General features: G+C 57.8%; 23 protein-coding genes, 1 rRNA gene and 1 other RNA gene. 3 read left to right on the top strand and 22 right to left on the bottom strand.

What is annotated here, in order from left to right; genetic code table 11:
• Positions 1-8: 8 nt before the first annotated feature.
• The 9 genes from mraY to rsmI form a co-directional block, all read right to left on the bottom strand.
• Complete coding sequence (gene mraY / locus AC5JQH_RS14570; protein ID WP_008176520.1) at positions 9-1,094, bottom strand: phospho-N-acetylmuramoyl-pentapeptide-transferase; 1,086 nt, start codon at positions 1,092-1,094, stop codon at positions 9-11.
• Complete coding sequence (locus AC5JQH_RS14565; RefSeq protein ID WP_039882137.1) at positions 1,079-2,467, bottom strand: UDP-N-acetylmuramoyl-tripeptide--D-alanyl-D-alanine ligase; 1,389 nt, start codon at positions 2,465-2,467, stop codon at positions 1,079-1,081. Before AC5JQH_RS14565 ends, mraY begins: the two co-directional genes overlap by 16 nt.
• Positions 2,464-3,948, bottom strand: a complete 1,485-nt coding sequence (locus AC5JQH_RS14560) for a UDP-N-acetylmuramoyl-L-alanyl-D-glutamate--2,6-diaminopimelate ligase (RefSeq protein ID WP_288367254.1) — start codon at positions 3,946-3,948, stop codon at positions 2,464-2,466. The genes AC5JQH_RS14565 and AC5JQH_RS14560 overlap by 4 nt, the downstream gene beginning before the upstream one ends.
• A gap of 4 nt (positions 3,949-3,952) precedes the next feature.
• Positions 3,953-5,692, bottom strand: coding sequence for a peptidoglycan D,D-transpeptidase FtsI family protein (locus AC5JQH_RS14555; RefSeq protein ID WP_008176526.1), 1,740 nt, complete (start codon positions 5,690-5,692; stop codon positions 3,953-3,955).
• 34 nt (positions 5,693-5,726) lie between these two features.
• Positions 5,727-6,131, bottom strand: coding sequence for a cell division protein FtsL (gene ftsL / locus AC5JQH_RS14550; protein WP_008176529.1), 405 nt, complete (start codon positions 6,129-6,131; stop codon positions 5,727-5,729).
• 2 nt (positions 6,132-6,133) lie between these two features.
• Entirely contained in the window at positions 6,134-7,117 is a 984-nt protein-coding gene (rsmH, locus tag AC5JQH_RS14545; protein ID WP_008176531.1) for a 16S rRNA (cytosine(1402)-N(4))-methyltransferase RsmH, read from the bottom strand.
• Positions 7,114-7,566 carry a division/cell wall cluster transcriptional repressor MraZ gene (gene mraZ / locus AC5JQH_RS14540; RefSeq protein ID WP_008176533.1) on the bottom strand — a complete coding sequence of 151 codons (453 nt, stop codon included), beginning with the start codon at positions 7,564-7,566 and terminating at the stop codon, positions 7,114-7,116. Before mraZ ends, rsmH begins: the two co-directional genes overlap by 4 nt.
• A gap of 301 nt (positions 7,567-7,867) precedes the next feature.
• Positions 7,868-8,217, bottom strand: an RNA gene (gene rnpB / locus AC5JQH_RS14535) — RNase P RNA component class A.
• 53 nt (positions 8,218-8,270) lie between these two features.
• Positions 8,271-9,167, bottom strand: a complete 897-nt coding sequence (gene rsmI / locus AC5JQH_RS14530; protein ID WP_008176535.1) for a 16S rRNA (cytidine(1402)-2'-O)-methyltransferase — start codon at positions 9,165-9,167, stop codon at positions 8,271-8,273.
• A 75-nt stretch (positions 9,168-9,242) separates the two neighbouring features.
• On the opposite strand from rsmI, the gene AC5JQH_RS14525 reads away from it, so the two are divergent.
• From AC5JQH_RS14525 to AC5JQH_RS14515, 3 genes are read left to right on the top strand one after another with little or no spacing between them, the layout of a single operon-like run.
• Positions 9,243-11,171, top strand: coding sequence for a penicillin-binding protein activator (locus AC5JQH_RS14525; RefSeq protein ID WP_227497880.1), 1,929 nt, complete (start codon positions 9,243-9,245; stop codon positions 11,169-11,171).
• 24 nt (positions 11,172-11,195) lie between these two features.
• A complete protein-coding gene (locus AC5JQH_RS14520; RefSeq protein ID WP_008176539.1) occupies positions 11,196-11,561 on the top strand; it encodes a YraN family protein in 366 nt (121 codons plus the stop codon).
• An 11-nt stretch (positions 11,562-11,572) separates the two neighbouring features.
• The gene (locus AC5JQH_RS14515) at positions 11,573-12,163 is read left to right on the top strand and encodes a D-sedoheptulose-7-phosphate isomerase (protein ID WP_008176542.1); all 591 of its coding nucleotides are present in this window, start codon (positions 11,573-11,575) and stop codon (positions 12,161-12,163) included.
• A 44-nt stretch (positions 12,164-12,207) separates the two neighbouring features.
• Here the strand turns inward: AC5JQH_RS14515 and AC5JQH_RS14510 are convergent, their stop codons facing one another.
• The 13 genes from AC5JQH_RS14510 to rrf all read right to left on the bottom strand — a co-directional run bounded on the left by AC5JQH_RS14510 (position 12,208) and on the right by rrf (position 22,878).
• Positions 12,208-12,624, bottom strand: a complete 417-nt coding sequence (locus tag AC5JQH_RS14510; protein ID WP_169702205.1) for a ClpXP protease specificity-enhancing factor — start codon at positions 12,622-12,624, stop codon at positions 12,208-12,210.
• Between the two features lie 59 nt (positions 12,625-12,683).
• Positions 12,684-13,313: a glutathione S-transferase N-terminal domain-containing protein gene (locus AC5JQH_RS14505; protein ID WP_008176545.1), complete on the bottom strand. Its 630-nt coding sequence runs from the start codon at positions 13,311-13,313 to the stop codon at positions 12,684-12,686.
• A gap of 108 nt (positions 13,314-13,421) precedes the next feature.
• A complete protein-coding gene (locus tag AC5JQH_RS14500) occupies positions 13,422-14,177 on the bottom strand; it encodes a cytochrome c1 (RefSeq protein WP_008176547.1) in 756 nt (251 codons plus the stop codon).
• The gene (locus AC5JQH_RS14495) at positions 14,177-15,409 is read right to left on the bottom strand and encodes a cytochrome b (protein ID WP_008176550.1); all 1,233 of its coding nucleotides are present in this window, start codon (positions 15,407-15,409) and stop codon (positions 14,177-14,179) included. The genes AC5JQH_RS14500 and AC5JQH_RS14495 overlap by 1 nt, the downstream gene beginning before the upstream one ends.
• Positions 15,409-16,002 (bottom strand): ubiquinol-cytochrome c reductase iron-sulfur subunit, encoded by a 594-nt coding sequence (gene petA / locus AC5JQH_RS14490; RefSeq protein WP_008176552.1) that lies wholly within the window; start codon positions 16,000-16,002, stop codon positions 15,409-15,411. The genes AC5JQH_RS14495 and petA overlap by 1 nt, the downstream gene beginning before the upstream one ends.
• Before the next feature lie 243 nt (positions 16,003-16,245).
• Complete coding sequence (gene rpsI / locus AC5JQH_RS14485) at positions 16,246-16,638, bottom strand: 30S ribosomal protein S9 (protein WP_008176554.1); 393 nt, start codon at positions 16,636-16,638, stop codon at positions 16,246-16,248.
• Positions 16,639-16,650: 12 nt separating this feature from the next.
• Entirely contained in the window at positions 16,651-17,079 is a 429-nt protein-coding gene (gene rplM / locus AC5JQH_RS14480; protein WP_008176556.1) for a 50S ribosomal protein L13, read from the bottom strand.
• A gap of 193 nt (positions 17,080-17,272) precedes the next feature.
• Positions 17,273-18,058: a TatD family hydrolase gene (locus AC5JQH_RS14475; protein ID WP_008176559.1), complete on the bottom strand. Its 786-nt coding sequence runs from the start codon at positions 18,056-18,058 to the stop codon at positions 17,273-17,275.
• Between the two features lie 21 nt (positions 18,059-18,079).
• Positions 18,080-19,660 carry a peptide chain release factor 3 gene (gene prfC, locus AC5JQH_RS14470; protein ID WP_008176562.1) on the bottom strand — a complete coding sequence of 527 codons (1,581 nt, stop codon included), beginning with the start codon at positions 19,658-19,660 and terminating at the stop codon, positions 18,080-18,082.
• A gap of 88 nt (positions 19,661-19,748) precedes the next feature.
• Positions 19,749-20,234: a ribosomal protein S18-alanine N-acetyltransferase gene (gene rimI, locus AC5JQH_RS14465; protein ID WP_008176564.1), complete on the bottom strand. Its 486-nt coding sequence runs from the start codon at positions 20,232-20,234 to the stop codon at positions 19,749-19,751.
• Positions 20,234-21,046, bottom strand: coding sequence for a 2-isopropylmalate synthase (locus AC5JQH_RS14460; RefSeq protein WP_493805723.1), 813 nt, complete (start codon positions 21,044-21,046; stop codon positions 20,234-20,236). The genes rimI and AC5JQH_RS14460 overlap by 1 nt, the downstream gene beginning before the upstream one ends.
• Positions 21,047-21,082: 36 nt before the next feature.
• Positions 21,083-22,633 carry a 2-isopropylmalate synthase gene (locus AC5JQH_RS14455; protein WP_008176567.1) on the bottom strand — a complete coding sequence of 517 codons (1,551 nt, stop codon included), beginning with the start codon at positions 22,631-22,633 and terminating at the stop codon, positions 21,083-21,085.
• 130 nt (positions 22,634-22,763) lie between these two features.
• A 5S ribosomal RNA gene (rrf, locus tag AC5JQH_RS14450) occupies positions 22,764-22,878 on the bottom strand.
• Positions 22,879-22,969: the final 91 nt, after the last annotated feature.

The following is a 22,969-nucleotide window of genomic DNA, read 5'->3' as shown; positions in this document are numbered from 1 at the left end:
GCGCTTTCCTATCTCAGTTTCAGACTGGCAATGCCAATCAGGACCAGAACGACCGTGATAACCCAGAACCGGACAATCACTCGTGGCTCCGGCCAGCCTTTCAGTTCAAAGTGGTGATGCAGCGGCGCCATGCGGAATATCCGCCGCCCGGTCAGACGGAAGGACGCTACCTGCAGGATCACTGACACGGTTTCCATCACGAACACACCGCCCATGATGAACAGCACTATTTCCTGGCGAACAATCACCGCGACCACACCCAGGGCGGCACCGAGGGCCAAGGCGCCCACATCCCCCATGAAAACCTGAGCCGGGTAGGTGTTGAACCAGAGGAAACCAAGCCCGGCGCCAACGAGTGCGCCGCAGAATACGATAAGCTCCCCGGTGCCCGGGAGATGCGGGATCAACAGGTAATTGGCGAACTGGGCGTGCCCGGACAGGTAAGCGAAGATACCAAGCGCTCCGGCGACCATCACCGTTGGCATGATTGCCAGACCATCCAGGCCGTCCGTCAGGTTGACGGCGTTGCTGCTGCCAACGATCACGAAATAGGTGAGCAGAATGAACAGCACCGGGCCAAGGGTGAGGGATACCTGCTTTACAAAGGGCACATACAGGGACGTCTCCTGAGGCAAGGCGGAACTGAAGAACAACACTACAGCCGCCGTAGCGCCGATAACCGACTGCCAAAAATACTTCCAGCGGGCCGGCAGGCCCCGCGGGTTACGCTCCACCACTTTGCGATAGTCATCAACCCAGCCGATTGCGCCGAACAGGAGCGTCACCAGCAGGGTGACCCAGACGTAGCGGTTACCAAGATCCGCCCAGAGAAGCGTACTGATGCCAATGGCTACCAGGATCAGTGCGCCACCCATAGTCGGGGTGCCAGCTTTGCTGAGATGGGTTTGCGGACCGTCATCTCTCACCGCCTGACCAATCTGGTACTGGCTCAGCTTGCGGATCATCACGGGGCCGATGATCAGCGAAATCAGCAGCGCGGTGAGTGTGCCCAGAATTCCACGCAGGGTCAGGTACTGAAACACAGTCAGTGCGGAGAAATACTGTGATAGGACCTCTGTCAGCCAGAGCAGCATGAGTTATTCACCTTTTCTTTAATTCCCTCCACCACACGCTCCATGGCGGAACTGCGAGAACCCTTGACCAGCACTGTCAATGGTGTGTTTTTATCCCCAATCGTCGATTCAACGGCCTGCTCATGGCTCAGCCCGAGTTCCGTGGACTCGCCAAACCCGTCGGCATAACCTTCACAACCCGACCCCACGGTAATCAGTCGATCGATACCATGCTCCCGGGCGCACACTCCAACTTCCCTGTGCAACGCATTTGCCTTGGCGCCAAGCTCTGCCATGGCACCGAGTACAGCAATCTTCTGACCTGCACGGCCGGCCAGCACGCCGAGCGCGGCTTTCATGGACGACGGGTTGGCGTTGTAACTGTCGTCAATCAGCGTCATTTCCGGCGACAACTCCAAGACCTGAAGCCGCCCTTTCACCGGCGCAACACTTGCCAGCCCTGCAACAATCGCCTGATCACTGGCACCCAACTCACGGGTTGCCGCGATGGCAAGCAGCATGTTGGTGATGTTGTGATCGCCCTCCAGGCCCAGCGTGACCCTGCATAGCCAGCCGTTCGAGCCGCTGATCTGAAAGGTTCTGGTTCCGGCGTCCTGGCCCTCAATGACTGCGTGATAATCCGCCTCGGCGCCGAGACGGCTGACACCTGCGACGCGGCGGGCCCCGGCTCGGGTGCGCCACTGCGCGAAGGCCGGATCGTCACCGTTGAGCACCATCAGACCGTCTGACGCGACGCCGTCAATGATTTCGCCCTTGGCCAGGACAATGTTCTCGTAGCTGCCAAACCCTTCCAGATGAGCCTCGCCAGCATTCGTGAGAATGGCAACGCGGGGCTTTGCCAGGGCGACGGTATGGGCAATTTCACCCAACCCACTGGCACCCAGTTCAATCACACCGTACTGGTGTTCCGGAGAAAGGCCGAACAGCGTAAGCGGGACGCCGATGTGATTGTTCAGGTTGCCTTTCGTTGAAAGCGTCTTGCCCATCTGCGACAGAATGGCGGCGCACATTTCCTTGACGGTGGTCTTGCCGCTGCTGCCAGTGATCGCGAGGATGGCCGCTGTGCTTTCTTCACGGTTGGCGGCCGCTAGCCGGGCAAGGGCCTCCAGTGTGTCATTCACTACCAACTGAGGCAGAGCCAGGTTGGTATCAGGCGTATCGACCACCAGGCCAACTGCGCCTTTATCCATGGCCTGTTGCAGGAAACGATGGCCATCGAAATTTTCGCCGCGCAGGGCCACAAACAGCTGGCCAGGCTCAAGGGTGCGGGTATCAGTGGAAACTCCGGCGAAGCTCACCGACGCAAGGTCGCCCGAAGCGCACTGGGCGCCCAGCCAACCCTTGGCTTCCGCCAGCGAAAAGGCGCGCATCATGCCACACCCCCATTGAGTTTCAAGACGTGGCGAACCTGCTCCGCATCACTGAACGGGTATTTCTGGCCGGCGATTTCCTGATAAGCCTCGTGGCCTTTCCCTGCGATCAGAACTACGTCGTTTGGCGTGGCCGAGCGGATCGTTGACTGAATGGCCTCGGCCCGGTCATGGATAACAGAGACCCGGGCAGCGTCCGTGAAACCGGCGAGGATGTGCCGCGCAATTGTTTCGGGGTCCTCACTGCGGGGATTGTCATCAGTAACGACCACCCGATCTGCAAGCCTCTCGGCTTCCCGGGCCATTTCCGGACGTTTACCGGCATCACGGTCACCGCCGCAACCAAACACGCACACCAGTTCACCGGTAACGTGTGGACGCAGTGCTGTCAGAGCATTGGCGAGGGCATCCGGGGTGTGGGCGTAATCGACCACCACCCTGACACCATTAGCACCCACAAACCGCTCCAGCCTGCCCGGTGGCGGTGTGAGCCGACCCACAGCCTGCTGCACGCGCTCGATCGGCACGCCAAGCGTCAGAACCGTTGCCATAGCCGCCAACACATTGCTCGCGTTGAAACTTCCCATCAGCGGAACCGAGACAACAAACCGGCTCCACTCGCCATCGACCTCAGCTTCAAAGCCTTCGTCGGTTGGTCGGAATTCCCGTAACCAGAGCTCGGTCTGGGCCTCGTGCAGGCTGTAGCGCACGCGATCACATTTGCCGTCCAGCTGTTCGAAGAGCTGTCGACCAAATGGATCGTCAAAGTTGATTACCGAAAAATGCAGCTCTTCACGCTGGAAAAGCTGCGCCTTGGCGGCACCATAGGCTTCCATGGAACCGTGATAATCCAGATGATCCCGGGTCAGATTCGTGAATACAGCGCCGGTCATCGAGAGGTTATCCACGCGGCCCTGATCAAGGGCATGGGAGGACACCTCCATCACGGCTGCCCGACCTTCCTGTTTCACGATCCGGGACAGCACCCGGTTAACCTGAACCGCATCCGGTGTCGTATGCGTCGCAGGCTGCAGGGTGCCGGGCATGCCATAGCCCAGGGTGCCGAGGATGCCGCAGGGCGTTCCCGTTTCCTTGAGCAGCTGTGCGACGTACTGGCAGACCGACGTCTTGCCATTGGTTCCGGTCACGCCAATCAGGCGAAGTCGTTGCGACGGATGCTCGAAAAAGCGATCAGCGATTCGCCCCACCAGACTGCGTAGGCCAGCGACAGGTACGATCAAGGCACCGTGGTGTTCGGTGCACTCTCCCGCCTGCTGCGCTTCCAGGAGGATGACAGTTGCGCCCGCTGCAATGGCCTTATCGACATAGAAGTCAGCCGGCGTTCGGGCGCCCGAGAGGGCGATAAAGGCATCGCCGGAGGCGACTTCCCGACTGTCGGTTTTCAGTCCGTGGATGGTCACGTCGAACACCGACGGAACCACTACGATACCCTGCAATAACGTGCTGAGAGATGTGATGCACATAGGCCTACCCTCGCTCTCCGGATGCAGAAGCAGCCATTTCGGCCTCTCCCACTTCCAGTTCAGGCTTCACATTCAACAGTCGCAGTGCGTCACTCATCACCCGTGAGAATACTGGCGCGGCCACTTCACCACCGTAGTATTCTCCGGACTGCGGCGCATCAACGGCCACAACCGTAACCAGCCTCGGGTTATCAATAGGCGCCATACCGGCAAAAATCGCCTTGTACTGGCTATCCTCGTAACCCTGGGCCCCAACAAGATGAACAGTCCCGGTCTTGCCACCAGCCGAGTAGAATCCAGGCTGGGCCCGCTTACCGGTACCCCTTGAAACGGCCTCGCGCAGCATATTGCGAACCTGGAGGGTGACCTGCTCCGAGAGCACTCGCTGCCCCTCCGGCTTCTTGTCCTGCCGGACCAGGCTCAGGGGATAACGCACGCCACCATTGGCGATCACCATATAGGCCTGGGCCAATTGAAGAGCGTTCACGCTCATACCGTATCCATAAGACAGTGTCGCCTCTTCCACGGGGCGCCACTTGGGTGGCGATGGCAATACGCCCACGGCTTCGCCGGGAAAACCGATCCCCGTTGGCTGGCCAAGCCCCAGACGGGCGTAAAGATCACGAATCACATCGCCGCCAAGGTCGGTAGCAATCCGGCTGATTCCGACGTTGCTGGACTTGACGATGATCTCGGTCATATCCATGACGCCATAGTTGCGATGATCCCGGATGGTGAAACGACCGAAACGGCGAAAACCCGGGTTGGTATCAATGGTGCTGTTAACCGAGTAGCTGCCGGATTCCAGAGCCGCCGCCGTGGTGATCGGCTTCATGGTTGAGCCTGGCTCGAACAGGTCGGTGATAGCCTTGTTTCGAAGATTCTCCGCTGCGAGCTGACTGCGGTCATTGGGGTTATAGGACCCCTGGTTGACCATCGCCAGGACCTCACCGGTATCCACGTCGAGCATGACCAGCGTACCCCCTCTGGCATTATGAGCCGTCACCACAGCCTTGAGTTCGCGATAGGCCAGGTACTGGAGGCGCAGGTCGATGCTGAGGGCGAGGTTCTGGCCGGGGCTGGCATCGCGAATCAGGGTCAGATCCTTGATAACCCGGCCACGGTTGTCTTTCAGGACCCGCTTCCGGCCGGTTTCACCGGACAGCCACTGGTTGTAGGCGAGTTCGATCCCTTCCTGCCCGCGTTCGTCGATATCGGTGAAGCCCACAACGTGAGCGGTGACTTCACCTGCAGGGTAATAGCGACGGTATTCCTGACGGGTGTATATCCCGTCAATCTCCAGTTCGAGAACCTTTCTGGCCAGATCCGGCTGAACCTTGCGGCGCAGATAGATGAATTCCCGCCCGGAGTATTCTTCGAGACGCTGCCGGAGAGAGGCTTCATTGATATCGAGCAGCCGCGCAAGGTTGGTGAGTCGCGCCTCGGAGGGATTGGCTTCAGAAGGATTCGCCCAGATGGTCTGCACTGGCGTGCTGACGGCCAGCGGCTCGTCATAACGATCGGTGACAACACCACGATGAGCATCAATACTCTCAACCCGGATGGTCCGGACATCACCCTGTTTACGCAGAAAGTCGTTATCCACGACGTGGAGGTCGACCAGACGCCATCCAAGTACACCAACGACCAGGAGAAAGACGCCCACGACGGAGCCAAAGCGCCAGGCTGCCAGCCCGGACGCCAAACGCTGCCCCCATGTTGTCTTCTTTCCCTGATCGGACACGTCGATCACCCTGAATCGTTGTTGTTTTCGTTTATTATCGGTTTGCAACCGGCGACATCAGCGGTACCAGCACAATATCCTGGCGCCCCGGCACTACCATGCTGAAACGCTCAGCCGCCAGCTTTTCGACTCGACCGTGGGCACTAAGCGCACTTTGTTCAAGCAGCAGCTGACTCCATTCACTTTGATAGCGGTCGCGCTCGGACTGAAGCTGCGACAGGGTATTAAAGAGCTCCCGGTTCTCGTGGGCGCTCACCACCACGCCGATGGAGGACGCCAGCAACACGGCCACCAGCCCAAGCGAGACCAGCACTTTGCCCTGCCGGGTCGCAGCGAATACCTGCCTTGAAATCCGGACCGCAGTTGCAACACCGTCGCGGACCTTCTGCTTGTTGAGCTTTGCCGTTTTTACCGGCTCTTCAATGGCTACCGCGCCCATGGTTACGCGCTCCCCTGCGAGTTTTTCCTGAGATCTGTGCGTTCCAGCACCCGCATGACTGCACTGCGGGCACGTACGTTGTCACTTACTTCGTCAGCGCCGGCCTTGCTGGCCTTACCAACCAAGCGGAAGTCGGAGGCCTCCTGCTCTGCCGTTACCGGAACACCTTTAGGCAACTGCGGCCCGCGGGCCAGATCCCTCATGAAGCGCTTGACCAACCGGTCTTCCAGCGAATGAAAGCTGATCACCACGAGTCGCCCGCCGGGTGCCAGATGGTCAACCGCAGACTTAAGGCCGACTTCCAGATCCTCCAGCTCCCGGTTGATAAAGATCCGGATTGCCTGAAACGTCCGGGTGGCCGGATGCTTATGCTTTTCTTTCTTCGGCACCGCCTCGCTGACCAACTCTGCCAACTGGCGAGTGGTTTCGACGGGCGCTTCCTGCCGACGCTCGACCAGTAGCCGGGCAATGCGCCGCGAGAATTTCTCTTCGCCGTAACGGAAAATCACGTTTGCGATATCCGACTCGCCCGCTGTTGCAAGCCATTCGGCGGCGCTGGGCGATTGTTCGGTATTCATGCGCATGTCCAGTGGACCATCACGCATGAAACTGAATCCACGGGAGGCATCATCAAGCTGCGGCGATGACACGCCGAGATCCAGCAACACACCATTCACTGTCTGCCAACCCTGACCGACCACCGCAGCGCCCAGCTCCGCAAACGAACCGTGGAAACTGTGGAACCGGTTATCCTGGGTTTCCAATTCCTTCGCCGCGCGTATCGCCTCGGGATCCTTGTCGATACCCAGCAACCGCGCCGACGGGCCGAGGCGACCGAGAATCAGGCGGCTGTGACCACCCCGTCCAAAGGTGCCATCCACGTAATTACCGTCGGGGTCGTTGACCAGATAGTCGACCGCCGAATCCAGGAGCACCGAGCGATGCGAGTACGCCGCCCCGGCCTCCTGATTGCGATCGGTGGTCATAAGGACAGCGCCTCCATCTCGGGCGGCATGTCTTCGTCATCAGAGGATTCATCCAGCCAGGCAAACCAGCGCTCTTCGCTCCAGAGCTCTAGCTTCTTGCCTTGCCCGATCAACATCAGCTTTTTCTCCAGATGGGCATAGCTTCTTAGAGTTGGCGGAATCAGAATGCGCCCGGCCGAATCCAGCTCCATGGGCGCAGCATTACCCAGGATCAGGCGCTGCAGCCGCCGGGCCGCCTTATTCATGTTGGGAAGCGCCTCGATTTTAGGCCGTAGAACTTCCCATTCGGGCTCCGGATAGACCAGCAGACACCGCTCCTCGTCAGCGTTTGCTGTCAATACAATGCGCCCACCACAAGCCTGCGCGAGCTCTTCGCGTACCTTGGAGGGGATCGCCAGGCGACCCTTCGCATCCATATTGATGGCATGACTGCCGAGAAAATTACTCATTTACGCTGTCTCTGGGTGCCCGATATCCACAAAAAACCACTAGAAACCACTTTTTCCCACTTCTGCACACTATAGAAACACGCAATACACAATGCAAGCGCCGCAAACAGCGCCACACTTGGAAAACTTCCTTTTATGACAAGAGGTTACAGAGCCAGATTCGATGAAATGGTGAGATTACGGAAAAGAAAAGAAGTAAAATCAAATACCTGCAAAAAACTCTGAAGACTGCAAGTGAGGTTTAAGATTTTTTGGCTATAAAGAACGCCTGTTGAGAATGACAGACGTTTCAGGAAGGGAAAAAGCGAGCTCGCCGATAAGCCGGGTTCTGTCTTGGACAGTCATTCATCTAGGGCCTGCGTCACCACAGGCCTCAAGCAACCTACCCGAATCCAGCGCGGGCCACGCCATTGGATTCCTATTTGGTCTTGCTCCAGGTGGGGTTTACCATCGCCGTGGACTGTTGCCAGCCACGCGGTGCGCTCTTACCGCACCGTTTCACCCTTACCGGCGCCCGAAGGCGCTTAGGCGGTATACTTTCTGTTGCACTTTCCGTCGGCTCGCGCCGCCCAGGCGTTACCTGGCACCTTGCCCTATGGAGCCCGGACTTTCCTCCCCCGGAAAACCGGCGGCGACTGTCTGGCGAGCTCGGGCGAGACAATACTCCTGCGCTCAGAGCCTTGCAAGGGAAAACGCCACTGTACTCAGCTGTCTTTCAGCGCCAGTGCGCGCTGGTACAGCTCATTCTTCGACAGACCGGTCAGCTCCGAGGCCATTTTGGCGACCTTCTTCACCGGAAGCTCTGCCAGCAAAACCCGAAGCACACGGTCCACATCCATGGTAGCCGCGTCATCATTACCAGGTTGCGCCATCGCACCTCGAACCATGACCACGAACTCCCCACGGGTTCCGTGGGGATCCTGCTCCAACTCTGCCAGAACCTCCGCAATCGAACCGGAATAGAAGGTTTCGAAGGTCTTGGTGATTTCCCGCCCCAGAACCATCTCACGATCCTCGCCCAGCACCTCGGCAATATCCCGTACCGACTCCAGAATCCTGTGCGGCGATTCATAGAACACCAGAGTGGCCGGCTCACTGGCCAGCGGCTCAAGACTGGCCCTGCGACCCGAGCGCTTGGCAGGCAGAAATCCCACGTACAGAAAGCGATCCGTCGGCAGGCCGGCCGCGCTCAGAGCCACTACCAGTGCACAGGGCCCCGGAATCGGGCTCACCCGATACCCCGCAGCCCTGGCGTCGCGCACCAGCACGTATCCGGGATCGGAGATAAGCGGTGTACCGGCGTCGGAGATCAGCGCCACATCGCGCCCGGCCTTAAGCTCAGCGAGGATTCCGGCTGCGCGATCTTTTTCGTTATGGTCATGCAATGCGATCATTCGCTTCTGAATGCCCAGATGGCTCAATAGCCGGCCACTGTGGCGCGTATCCTCTGCCGCGACCACATCCACGTGGGCGAGGGTCCGGGTTGCTCTTGGAGATAGATCATCAAGGTTGCCAATCGGGGTGGCAACAACATAAAGAGTGCCGCCCGGTTCATCCCTGCGGCTATCGGACGACGGGTAATCGCTGACCTCGTTTTTCAAAGCGTGTGCCTCTGTGATGGGGTATCCGGGAGCGTGACAGTTACGTCATGTGAATTAACCCCGGAGCTGTTAAACTTGCCAGCGTTAGTCTGGCGCTACAAGCCCAATCATCCGGAGTATGTCGAGCCTGCCATGTTAAATATCCGTATTCATCAACGAGCCCTGGCCAGCGTATTTACTGCCGCCCTTTTGTCGGCGGGCTGCGCCACCGTCAATCTCGAAACCCACGTCGCGCAAACGGCCGACCAGGCCCTCGAGCTTGCCGGCAACGAAGATAATATCGAGACCGCCCAGGCCTACCTCCTCCGGATCGCCAGCAGGTTTCAGGACCAGGGCAACCACGTGGCAGCACGAACGCTACTTCAAAGTTCGCAGCTGGCGCAACCGGCTGCGGACCTTGGCAACCAGAAACTCCTGCTAGCCATGGCAAGCGCCAAGGCCCTTGAGGACGAATCCTGGGCAGAGGCGCTTGCCGCCGAACTCACGCCGTCGACCTTTATAGAGTACCCGGCCGACCTGATGGCCCGGGCCGCCAACCTGCAGGCGGACACTTATGACCTGGCGGGCAAGCCGATGCCTGCGGCCATGACCCTTATCCTGCTGGCCCAGACGGATAACACCGCGGATGCGCAACAGATTCATAACCGCATCTGGTCCCTGCTGGAGAAGGTACCGGGCACCGAGCTGAGCTCGGCCTCTGCCGAAGCGATTGGCTATGAGGCCCAGGGCTGGCTGGAGCTGGCAAACCTGGTGCGCACTGCAGAAACCGGCATAGACGAGCAGGGCCGACTCATCCGGGGTTGGCAAAACAACTGGCCCGGCCATCCTGCCGCCCAGATTCTGCCCTCGGAACTCCAACTGATCGCCACACTGGCGGACAGCCGTCCGGAAAAAATCGCTCTTGCCCTGCCTCTCCAGGGCCCGCTGGCAACGGCGGGCAAGGCCATCCGGGATGGCTTTCTGGCAGCGTACTACCTGGATGACACTGCTGACCGGGGCAAAACCGACATTCGGATCTTTGATACCGCCGGCACGTCTTTCAGCGAACTTTACAAGCAGCTATCGGAACAGGATATCGACCTGATTGTCGGCCCCCTGGAAAAAGAGGCACTGGCCGGACTGGGTTCCATGAATACGCTGCCCGTACCCGCTCTCGGGCTGAATTACCTGCCGGCGGATACCAAGCCTGCTGACGGACTCTACCAGTTCGGTCTCTCGGCAGAGGACGAGGCCCGGCAAATTGCCGACCGGCTTGCCGCAGAACAGCTGCGGCAGGTTCTGGTGCTTATCCCCGGCGGCGAATGGGGCGATCGCGTTGAGGCTGCGTTGCTGAAACGCATGGCGTCCCATGAAGGGGTTGCCCTGGATATCGAGCGCTTCTATCGGGAAGACAACCTCAGGGCGGTAACGGCTGACCTGCTGGGCATTACCGTTTCCCGCGACCGGGCCATCCAGGTTGAACGCACCATTGGCATGAATGTCGAATTCGAGCCGCGTCGCCGGCAGGATGCCGACGCCATCGTCATGGTGGCAGAGCCCACTGTCGCCCGACAGTTCAAACCGCTTTTCGCCTTCTATTTCGGCGGGGACCTGCCTGTGTACTCGCCTTCCATTATCTATGAGGGCACACCCGCACCTTCACGGGACCGTGACCTGAACGGCGTTATTTTCACTGATATTCCCTGGGTACTGGGCGACGACAATGAGCTGCGTACGCGAGCTACCGAAAATCTGTCCGGAACCCGTGGCCAGCCCGGGCGCCTTTTCGCCATGGGCGCCGATGCGTGGCACCTGAGCAAACGCCTGCCGTTGCTGAAACAGGTTGAAAGCGCCTCGATATCAGGCCAAACAGGTGTGCTGACCATGACGCCCGAGGGCAGCATCCATCGGGAACAACTCTGGGCCCAGTTCCGCAACGGCGCCCCTGAACTCATTCCTGAACCGGTAACCGAAGAGGGAGAGATGGAAGGCGCTCAAGAGGAAGCCCCACCTCTCAGCGAATAACACCAACGGAGAAAAACAGTAGCCATGGATGGCACCAAAACCCTGGGTAACCACTTCGAGGGCGTTGCAGCCCGTTACCTCGCCAGTCGGGGCGTCCGGATTATTGAGCGCAACGTCTACAATCGCGGCGGCGAGATTGATCTCGTCGGACAGGAAGGTGAGACTCTCGTATTCTTCGAGGTCCGCTATCGGGGCGCTGGCAGCCTTGTAGATCCTGCAAGCTCCATCAATTACCCCAAACAGAAACGCCTGATTCGTGCAGTCTCGTTTTACCTGCACAGGCACGGGCTCTGGAACAGTCTCTCACGGATAGATGTGGTTGCCATCAGCCCGGGTACCGTCAAAAAATACCGGGTACAATGGATCAGGAATGCAATTCTGGCAGGATAGTGATACCGAAAATGACCGACACCGAACACCAGATCAACCAGTGGTTCGCAAGCCATATGGAGCATACCGCGCAGGCCGCGAGTACGGCCGGCCCTGCTATCGAGGAGGTTGCCAATGCCTTCGTGGAAACTCTGCTCCAGGACGGGAAAATAGTTACCTGCGCCAACGGTAATGCCAACATTCTGGCCCAGTACTTCTGTACCGCGCTTCTGAACCGTTTCGAACAGGACAGGCCGGCACTGCCCGCCATCAATCTCGGCGCCGACGCAACGACCTATTCGGCCATCTGCCGGGATAACCGTTTCAACGATACCTTCTCGCGTCAGGTCCGGGCGATTGGCAAACCCGGGGATCTGTTGTTCGTGATCGTCGACGATGGCCACAAGGCAAATCTTATCCAGGCTATCCAGGTTGCCCATGATCGGGAAATGAGTGTTGTGGTTCTTAGTGCCAGGGAGAAATCGGACATAACCTCTTTGTTGCATCCAGAGGACCACGAAATCGCCCTGAACGATCTCAGTCCCACGGAGGCTACACCTCTGCTGCTGCTCATCATCAATGCCCTTTGCGGGCTTATCGACGCAAAAATCTTCGGGGGATAAAAAAAGCCAGCGTAAGCTGGCTTTTCAAAACGAGTGCGCTGGCGTTATTTCACAACCTTGAGGGTAGGCCTGCCAGAGGGGCGATCCTCCTGACCAGGTGACGCCTGCTCACCATCGCGCTCCTTCGAGGTACCGTCAGGATCGGGAGAGCCCGGCTCACTGCCGAAGACCATGCCCTCGCCGTTTTCCTTGGCGTAGATTGCCATCACCGCCTGCAACGGAATAAACACCTGCATGGGCACGCCACCGAAACGGGCACTGAATTCCAGCGCTCCATTCCCGATGACCAGGCCGCGCACGGCGCCCGGGCTGATATTCAGCACAATCTGCCCGTTCGCGACATGCTCTGTCGGCACCTGCACACCCTGAATGCCTGCGTCCACTACAATGTAGGGGGTACAGTCATTGTCCAGAATCCACTCATTGAATGCTCGTACCAGGTACGGACGGCTGGACGTCATGGTGTTTTTACTCTCAGCCACTGCCACTCTCCTGCTCCGGCAAGCGGAACGTTACCAAATCAGCTGCGAATGTCTTCTTCCAGATCTGACAGGCTTGCCTTGAAGCCTTCCCGGCTGAAGATGCTCTCCATGTACTTCTGAAGTGGCTTGGCCTGCTTTTCATTCAGCTCAATGCCCAGCGACGGGAGACGCCAGAGGATCGGGGCAATACAGCAGTCTACGATGGTGAACTCTTCGGACAAGAAGAAGGGCATCTCCCCAAACAGGGGCGCCGTCGCCAACAGGCTTTCCTTCAGCTCTTTGCGCGCTGTCTCAGAAGCCTTGGCATTCGGCTGAGCCAGAATCTGGTCGACCAGGCCACACCAGTCTTTCTGGATCCGATGGATCATCAGACGGCTGTTGGCTCGAGCAACCGGGTATACCGGCAACAAGGGCGGATGCGGGAAACGCTCGTCGAGGTACTCCATCATGATGTTGGGCTCATAAAGCACCAGATCACGATCCACCAGCGTCGGCAGGGCGTTGTACGGGTTCAGGTCGGCCAGTTCAGCCGGCGGATTGTCGGGATCCACATCAACGATATCGACGGTAACACCCTTCTCTGCCAGTACAATCCGCACTCTGTGGCTGTAATGGCTGGCCGGATCCGAGAAAAACGTCATTGATGACCGCTTGGTCACAACGCCCATAGAACTACCTCACGAGTAAACAAACCGAAATGATCCTGAAAAAACGCAAAAATCCAGCGGGCCGGTTATGCCCGCTGGAACTCAGGGGACGGGATTATACCCTATTTCTCAGTGTACGTCCTTCCAGTACTCACGATTGAGCAGGTAGGCGAACACGAAGAAGATGGCCACAAAGATCAGGACAAAGATCCCCAGACGCTCACGCTCAAGCTTGATCGGATCACCCATGTAAGACATGAAGTTGGTCAGATCATACATGGCCTGGTCAAACTCTGCTCCAGACATGCTGCCTTCGATAGCGTACTCCGGGCAAACATCCGCGTTATTGATGTTGCCACTCAGGGGCTCAACGCTGGCCGGCGTTCCGATTTTCGGTTCAACGGCGCAGAGCCCCTGCAAATCAACCAGAACATGGGGCATACCGACATTCGGGAATACCACGTTATTGACGCCCAGCGGACGGGACTCGTCCTTGTAGAAACCGCGGAGGTAGGAATATACCCACGCTTCGCCACGCAGACGGGTTTCGAGCGTAAGATCCGGTGGCGGAGCACCGAACCAGTCAGCCGCCATGTCTTTGTTCATGGAGTTTTTCATCAGCTCGCCAATTTTGGCGCCGGTGAAGATCAGGTTTTCCTCATACAGCTCATCGGGAATTTCGAGATCCTCAGCCACACGCTTGTAGCGCGCGTACTCCATGGAATGACAACCCATGCAATAGTTGGTAAAGGTTGCCGCTCCGCGCTGGAGAGATGCCTTGTCAGAGTGATCTGACTCAAAGCTGTCCAGCGGCACGGTTGAACCCGCTGCCAGCCCGAGAGCTGGCAGGACCGCGATGAAAAGACCAAAAATCAGCTTTCTCATTATCCTGTCACCCTCTCTGGAACTGGCTTGGTTTTCTCCATGCGCGTATAGAACGGCATGAGGATAAAGTAGAGGAAGTACAGCACCGTCAGAATCTGGGCAACCATTGTGCGGCCTTCGGTAGCGGGTACAAGACCGAGATAGCCGAGGATCACAAAGCTCACCACGAAGATGGCCAGTGCAATACGGCTCAACCAGCCTTTGTAACGCATGGACCGTACCGGGCTCTTATCCAGCCAGGGCAGTACGAACAGGATGGCGATTGCCGCACCCATCACAACAACACCCCAGAACTTGGCGTCAAGACCGAACAGGTCGATCGTCACCGCACGCAGCATTGCGTAGAACGGAGTGAAGTACCACACGGGCGCAATATGATCTGGTGTTTTCAACGGGTTTGCCGGCTCGAAATTCGGCTTCTCGATGAACAACCCGCCACCTTCCGGGAAGAAGAACACCACGATAAAGAAGATGAAGAAGAAAACGCCCACGCCGAGAAGATCGTGCACGGTGTAGTAAGGATGGAACGGGATTCCGTCTTTGGGGATGCCGTTTTCGTCCTTGTTCTTCTTGATATCGATACCGTCGGGGTTGTTGGAGCCCACTTCGTGCAGTGCCAGGATGTGAAGCACTACCAGGCCCAGAAGCACGATCGGCAGCGCCACCACGTGCAGCGCAAAGAATCGGTTGAGGGTAATACCGGAAATCAGGTAGTCACCACGAATCCAGAGAGAGAGATCCTCACCGATCACGGGTATAGCACCAAACAGGTTAACGATAACCTGCGCACCCCAGTAGGACATCTGGCCCCACGGCAGGAGATAGCCCATGAACGCTTCAGCCATCAGGATCAGGTAGATCAGCATACCGAAGATCCAGATCAGCTCACGCGGCTTTTGATAGGAGCCATACATCAGCCCCCGGAACATGTGCAGATACACCACAACGAAAAATGCGGACGCTCCTGTGGAGTGCAGATAACGCAGCAGCCAGCCCCACTCGACATCACGCATGATGTACTCGACAGAGGCAAATGCACCTTCAGCCGAGGGGTTATAGCTCATGGTGAGCCAGATACCGGTCACCAGCTGGTTAACCAGTACCAGCATCGCCAGTGATCCGAAGAAGTACCAGATGTTGAAGTTTTTCGGAGCATAGTACTTGCCCAGATGCTTGTTCCAGGCTTCGATGACCGGAAGGCGCTCGTCCACCCAGTGAAGTAATTTGCTCATTACGCTGCCTCCGGATCAAGACCAATCGTGAGGGTCGAATCATCGTCGAAACGGTACGGCGGAACCACAAGGTTTGTGGGTGCTGGCTGTGCCTCGTATACCCTTCCTGCCATGTCGTAGCGGGAACCATGACAAGGACAGAAGAGACCGCCCAGCCACTCATCACCCAGGTCTGCCGGTGCAACTTCCGGCCGGTAGGACGGAACACAACCGAGGTGCGTACACAGCCCGACCAACACAGCAAATTCCGGCTTCAGCGACCGGAGTATGCCGTCGATGTACTCAGGTTGTTGCGGCACTTCCGAGTTCGGATCTTTCACCCGATCGTTAAGCTTTTCGATGTTCTCATTCATCTCGTCGGTACGGCGAATGATCCAAACCGGCTGACCCCGCCATTCAACGGTGATCTGCTGACCCGGTTCAATCTTGCTGATATTGACGGTTACCGGTGCACCGGCTGCTTCCGCTTTTGCACTGGGGTTCCACGACCCCAGGAACGGAACCGCCGCACCGACGACGCCGACTCCACCCACCACAGACGTAGCACCGATCAGAAACCGGCGCCGGCCTTGGCTAACGTCGCCATTATTCATTATGGTCTTCTCCCATCAGGCGATGCCACCGCCCGCAACACAGCCGACAATGCGCATCAAAAGGACTTCACAACCCAAAAATATAAGCGTCCAAATGGTAATGAAATTACCAGAGGCTTACAAGTCAGAAAGCCGCCGCTGGCGCCTCACCCCTGCTCCAGATCAATTTGCTGACAGATCACTCGAACATAAAAAAACCCGACCGAAAAGGGCCGGGTTTTCCAGGATCCTGCTCCAGCGAAATTAACGCTTGGAGTACTGAGGACGCTTACGCGCCTTGCGCAGACCCACTTTCTTACGCTCAACTTCACGTGCATCACGGGTAACATAACCCGCTTTACGCAGCGCCGGGCGCAAAGTTTCGTCGTAATCCATCAGAGCGCGGGTCAGACCGTGGCGAATTGCGCCGGCCTGGCCACTGATACCACCACCCTTAACGGTAATGTTGATATCAAAACGATCGGTAGACTCGGCAACCACCAGGGGCTGACGAACGATCATGCGCAGGGTTTCGCGACCGAAGAAATCTTCGATGGTGCGACCGTTGATGGAGATGTTACCGCTTCCCGGCTTGATAAAAACCCGAGCCGTGGATGTCTTGCGGCGACCAGTACCGTAATTTTGTGCTACAGACATATCCGCCTTCCGTTAAATGTCGAGTTCTTTGGGCTGCTGGGCTGCGTGAGGGTGCTCAGCGCCGGCATAGATTTTCAGCTTCTTGAACATGGCGCGACCGAGCGGTCCCTTCGGAAGCATGCCTTTGACAGACTTCTGGATGATTTGCTCGGGTGCCTTGTCGACCAGCTTCTCGAAGTTGATGGATTTGATTCCACCCGGAAAGCCGGTATGACTGTAGTACATCTTGTCAGATGCTTTCTTGCCGGTAACCCGCACCTGGCTGGCGTTGATCACTACAATGTAATCGCCAGTGTCTACGTGGGGGGTGTACTCAGGCTTATGCTTGCCCCGCAGACGAAGGGCGATTTCGGTTGACAGACGACCCAGCGTCTTGCCGGCTGCGTCTACAACGTACCAGTCACGTTTTACTGTTTCTGGTTTCGCACTCAGAGTCTTCATTGATTCCGCCTTGAACGCTATATAAGAAACGTTAAAAACCACCGCCGGTAAATGCAAGGCATCCGGAGGGGGTTCCATACCTGTGTTGCGTTGCCATCATTCGGGGCTGAGATAATGACATCGCCTTGAAAAGCCAGGGCGCGAAGTATACTCGAACCACCCAGGAAAGCCAACCCTGTGTCGATTCGTTTCGTTATTCCCCTATACCGGCAGTCGCCCAACCGTACAGCCCCGACACGTTATCCAGAAGCGCCGGCGCCAGATGCTCCGGCGACGTGCCACGGAGCTCCGCGAGCGCGTCCAGAATATCCGGCAGATAGCGTGGGGAGTTCTCTCCCTGTGGCACGCCTTCCGGCGCCATGTCCGGGGCGTCTGTCTCAAGCACCAGCGCCTCCAGTGGCAATTTTGCGACTGCGTCGCGGGTCTTTCGGGCCCTGGGATGGGTGATCACACCCCCTACCCCGATAAAGCACCCAAGATCGACCAGCTTTGCAGCCTGCTGGAAGCTTCCGCTGAATCCGTGAATCAGTGCTCGACCCTGCCACTGGCGACGATTGAGCACACCGTGAACTTCGTCATGGGTCTTGACGGAGTGGATCACCAGCGGCAAATTCAGTTCGTCAGCCAGCGCCACCTGGGCTTCAAACCAGGGCAACTGCGCTTCGAGACTTCCCCGGATTCGATCGAGTCCGCATTCACCGATTGCCACACAGCGGTCGGGACGACCCTCCAGCAATCGGCGGAGCTGAGTCAGATCTTCTTCAGAATGCTCTTCCACAAACCAGGGGTGAATGCCGAGACAGTAAAACAGACCATCATGAGCCAGCGCTGTCTCGCGGACGCGGTCCCAGTCCGCTCGCCGGACACCGGGTATCACCAGCCCCCGGAGTCCGCGCGATCGGCCCTGCTCAAGCTCTTTATCGCGGCGGCCATCGAACTGGGGAAAATCGAAATGGCAATGGGCGTCGATCAGCTGCACAGTCACCTCCGCCCGGAACCGTTAATGCTCCCGGGTCTTGTGGAACTGGATGTCCGGATACCGCTCCTGGGCCAGGTTCAGGTTGACCATGGTCGGAGCAATGTAGGCCAGCCTGTCACTCCCATCGAGGGCCAGGTTGTCGTTATTCTTGCGCTGGAACTCATCAAGTTTGCGCTCATCGCTGCAGGTGACCCACCGCGCAGTAGCTACGTTAATTGGCTCGTAGATGGCCTCCACCTTGTATTCGCTTTTCAAGCGACTGACCACCACATCGAACTGCAGCACACCGACCGCCCCGACGATGAGATCGTTATTCCGAAGCGGCCTGAACACCTGGACGGCACCCTCTTCGGACAGCTGTATCAGCCCTTTCTGGAGCTGCTTGGCCTTGAGCGGATCCTTCAGGCGAATCCGGCGGAACAATTCGGGCGCAAAGTTGGGGATGCCGGTGAACTTCATGTCGTCGCCAGCAGTAAAGGTATCACCCAACTGAATGGTGCCATGGTTGTGCAGGCCGATAATATCGCCGGCAAACGCCTGCTCGGCGTGTTCGCGGTCGCCGGCCATGAACGTCAGCGCGTCGGAAAACCGGACTTCCTTGCCAATACGGACATGACGAGCCTTCATACCCTGGTTGTAACTGCCGGAGACAATGCGGAGGAAGGCAACACGGTCACGATGCTGTGGATCCATATTTGCCTGAATCTTGAATACGAAGCCCGAGAACCCGTCCTCGGCCGGCTGGACCAGTCTCTGGTCGGTTTCCCGCGGTTGCGGCGCCGGGGCCCACTCCACCAGACCATCGAGCATGTGGTCCACGCCGAAGTTACCCAGTGCGGTACCAAAGAAGACTGGCGTCAGTTCACCGGCAAGAAAAGCTTCCTGGTCAAACTCGTGGGACGCGCCTTTGACCAGCTCAATTTCATCACGCAGATCGCCGGCGTAAGCGCCAATCGCCTGATCAAGCTCGGGATTGTCCAGCCCCGAGATAACGCGCTTGTCCTGAATCATATGGCCCTGGCCGGACTGATACAGAATAACCTCGTCCCGAAGCAGGTGATAAACCCCTTTGAAGCTCTTGCCCATACCGATGGGCCAGGTGATCGGTGCACAGGCAATTTTCAGAACTTCCTCAACCTCGTCCATCAGCTCCACCGGATCCCGGGTGTCCCGATCCAGCTTGTTCATGAACGTGATAATCGGCGTATCCCGCAGCCGGGTAACCTCCATCAGTTTGATGGTCCGTTCCTCGACACCCTTGGCGCTGTCAATAACCATCAGACAGGAGTCCACCGCCGTGAGCGTGCGGTAGGTGTCCTCCGAGAAGTCTTCGTGGCCCGGCGTATCCAGCAGGTTCACCAGCTTGCCACCATAAGGAAACTGCATGACGGAGGTGGTTACCGAAATACCCCGCTCTTTCTCCATTTCCATCCAGTCGGACTTGGCGTGCTGGCCAGACTTCTTTCCCTTGACGGTACCGGCCTTCTGGATTGCCTGCCCGAACAATAGCACCTTCTCGGTAATCGTGGTCTTACCGGCATCCGGGTGCGAGATAATGGCGAAGGTGCGGCGCTTGGCCACTTCCTGGGAAAGGTTAGACATAATCGAAAAGCAACCTGAATCTGAAGTTCTGGAAAAGGCGGCCATTATAGGCCCTATGCCGCTGTGACGCTAACTCGCACTGCAGTGATCACTGGCCGAGGGCAAGCATCAGGACCCGGGCATCCTCCCGCCCACTGGCAGACGGATAATACCCGGGGCGCTGGCCGATCTCGTGAAAGCCTTCATTCTGGTACAACGCGATAGCGGCATGATTGCTGTCCCTTACTTCGAGCAACAGCTGAGCCATACCTTCATGAGCTGCGGTTGCCAGAACATGCCTCAGAAGATAGCGCCCCACCCCCTCACCGCGGGCTCTCGGGTGGACGCAGATATTCAGCAAATGCGCTTCATCAACCATGTAGGCCACGACAGCGTACGCGGTGAGTTTGCCCCCATGGCAGGCACCCCAGAGCCGGTAGTTGTCCTTGAAACAATCCAGAAACACCGATTCGCTCCAGGGGTGCGAATAACCCTGGCGCTCTATATCGAGCACATCCGGGACATCCTCGGGCACCAGGGGGCGCACAATAAGATCGGCATCAAGAACTTTTTGGTAGGTTTCCGGATAAGGCATTAACGGGCGACCAGAGGCCGTATCTGTTGCCACAGGGAGCGCTTCAATGTCGGGTTGCCGGCAATCTCAGCAAGGGTGTGCGGAAACCGGACTGCTGCGTCGTGTCCAAGGGCTTCGCTCAGCCAGCTTTTTTCTGCATCCTCTCCACCCTGCAAGACGACAACCTGCTGACGTTCCAGGCCCGACAGAACACTGCGCATCACCTCAACAAAGTCATGGCCGGAGTTCCCGGGCACCAACAGATTGTTGAAGATAGGCCAGGAGACTTGCCCGAGCACTTGAGGCTGCTCCTCACAAAGGCTCTTGAGAATATTCAGTGCGAGGGTTTCCTGCAGTCGACTGCTGGCATCCGCAGACATACCTCCGATCAGTACCGCCCTGGTTCCCGCCCAGATCATGACGTTAACGTTTTCAGAGGGAATCCCGGCAGGCTGCTCTGACATGTCCTCTGGCGCTGCGGGCTCCGGAGAGTTCGCAGCGTCATCCGACACGGCAGGCGATTGGGGAGGCTGTCGGGAGGCGTTGCCTGGCGCGACAGCCTCACCTTCCATCAAGGCCTGAAGATCCGCTATTCGGGCCACGCCTTCAGTTCTATCTGGGCCCGTCGGTTTACGCGGCGCAGGGCGACCGGCATCTCTTACCGGACTGGGTATGGTTTCAGAAGTTCCAGGCATTGGCTCCGGAACCTGACTCTCCTCGGGAAACTCAAAATCCGGGCTTGGCGCCGCGCCGGGCAACGGTTGTCGGGCATACCACATGCGTATCCCCGCTGCTCCCAGATAAAACTGACGCTCTGCTTCCGATCCAACCATTACCTTCGCCTGTCGCGACTCACCGAATAACCATTCTCACACATCCGCGACCTGGGGATGCTGTCGAATTCCGCCCTTGCTGATCAGGTTCAGGGCCTCAATGTAAGCCTTGGCGGACGCGATGATGATATCAGTATCAGCACCCACGCCGTTAACGATGCGGCCACCGCGCTCCAGGCGTACCGTCACCTCGCCCTGGGCATCGGTGCCGCTGGTAATGTTGTTTACGGAATACAGCTGGAGATTGCAGCCGGAATCCACCAGAGATTCGATTGCCTTGAACGTGGCATCGACCGGCCCGCTGCCCTCGGCTTCAACCTTGTGCTCTTTGCCGTCTACGCTCAGCGTGAGATTGGCTTTGGGTACGACTCCGGTCTCCGAGCAGACCTGCATACAGACCAGGCCATAACGGCCGTCTTCCTCTTTCTGCCGGGTATCGGTGGCAATCGCCTGAAGATCCTCATCGAAAATCTCATGTTTCAGATCTGCCAGCGCCTTGAACCGTGTAAAGGCCTCATTCAGCTCCGTCTCGGTCTCAAACTGAATTCCGAGCTCCAGCAAACGGGTACGGAAGGCGTTCCGACCGGAGTGTTTGCCCAGGACGAGGCTGTTGGTATGCCAACCAACGTCCTGCGCCCGCATGATCTCATAAGTCTCCCGGTGCTTCAGAACCCCATCCTGGTGTATCCCGGATTCATGGGCAAAGGCATTGGCGCCGACGATAGCCTTGTTGGGCTGTACCGGAAAACCGGTGATTGTAGAAACAAGACGAGACGCCGGCACGATGTGCTGGGCATCAATGCGGGTATCGATATGGAACAGATCCTGGCGGGTACGAACCGCCATGACAATTTCTTCGAGCGCCGCGTTACCGGCCCGCTCACCCAGCCCATTGATGGTGCACTCTACCTGACGGGCTCCCTGGGAAACCGCCGCCAGGGAGTTCGACACAGCCAGACCCAGGTCGTTGTGGCAATGCACTGAAAAAATAGCTTTGTCCGCGTTTGGAATCCGGTTCAACAACTGACGGATGGTTTCACCGAACTGCTCGGGAATGGCATAACCGACCGTATCCGGGATATTGATCGTGCTGGCACCGGCATCGATGGCGGCCTCGATGATCCGGCAGAGGAAGTCCAGTTCGGAACGTCCGGCGTCCTCGCAGGAGAATTCGACGTCGTCGACATGACTCCGCGCGCGTTTCACTGAGCGAACCGCCTGCTCAATCACCTCATCCGGCTGCATCTGCAGCTTGTGCTTCATGTGAATGGGCGACGTGGCTATAAACGTATGAATACGCCCGCGCTGTGCCGGCCGGATAGCTTCTGCCGCGCGATCGATATCCTTGTCGAGCGCCCGGGCTAGACTGCAGATCGTTGAGTCCTTGATGGACTCGGCGATCGCTTTCACCGCCTCGAAATCGCCCTGGCTGGCAATCGCGAATCCTGCCTCAATAACATCCACCCGGAGCTTTTCCAGCGCTTTCGCAATGCGGAGCTTCTCGGCTTTGTTCATGGTGGCACCGGGGCTTTGCTCGCCATCACGGAGCGTTGTATCGAAAATAACCAGGTGATCAGTGGCAGGCATTGGCAGGCTCCATTCTGAGATGTCGTTCGTTATGGGGAGAGTATATCACCGGCCTGCCGTGAGTGAGGCCGTGAATTTCAGGCAATAAAAAACCCCAGCATCGAGGATGCTGGGGTTTTCGGTATTAGGAGCCTGACGATGTCCTACTCTCACATGGGCAACGCCACACTACCATCGGCGCTGGTCTGTTTCACTTCTGAGTTCGGGATGGGATCAGGTGGTTCCAGACCGCTATGGTCGTCAGGCAAAACGGTTGATCACTGGGGGACGAGAAGGAACTGAGTGATGTTGATTTCGTTTGAGCGGTTAGGCTCTGCGTTATCCGCAATTGTCTTG

This window comes from Marinobacter sp. H13, from assembly GCF_059072335.1.
The sequence above is the reverse complement of the archived record's forward strand: the minus strand, read 5'-3'. Positions and strand labels throughout refer to the sequence as shown.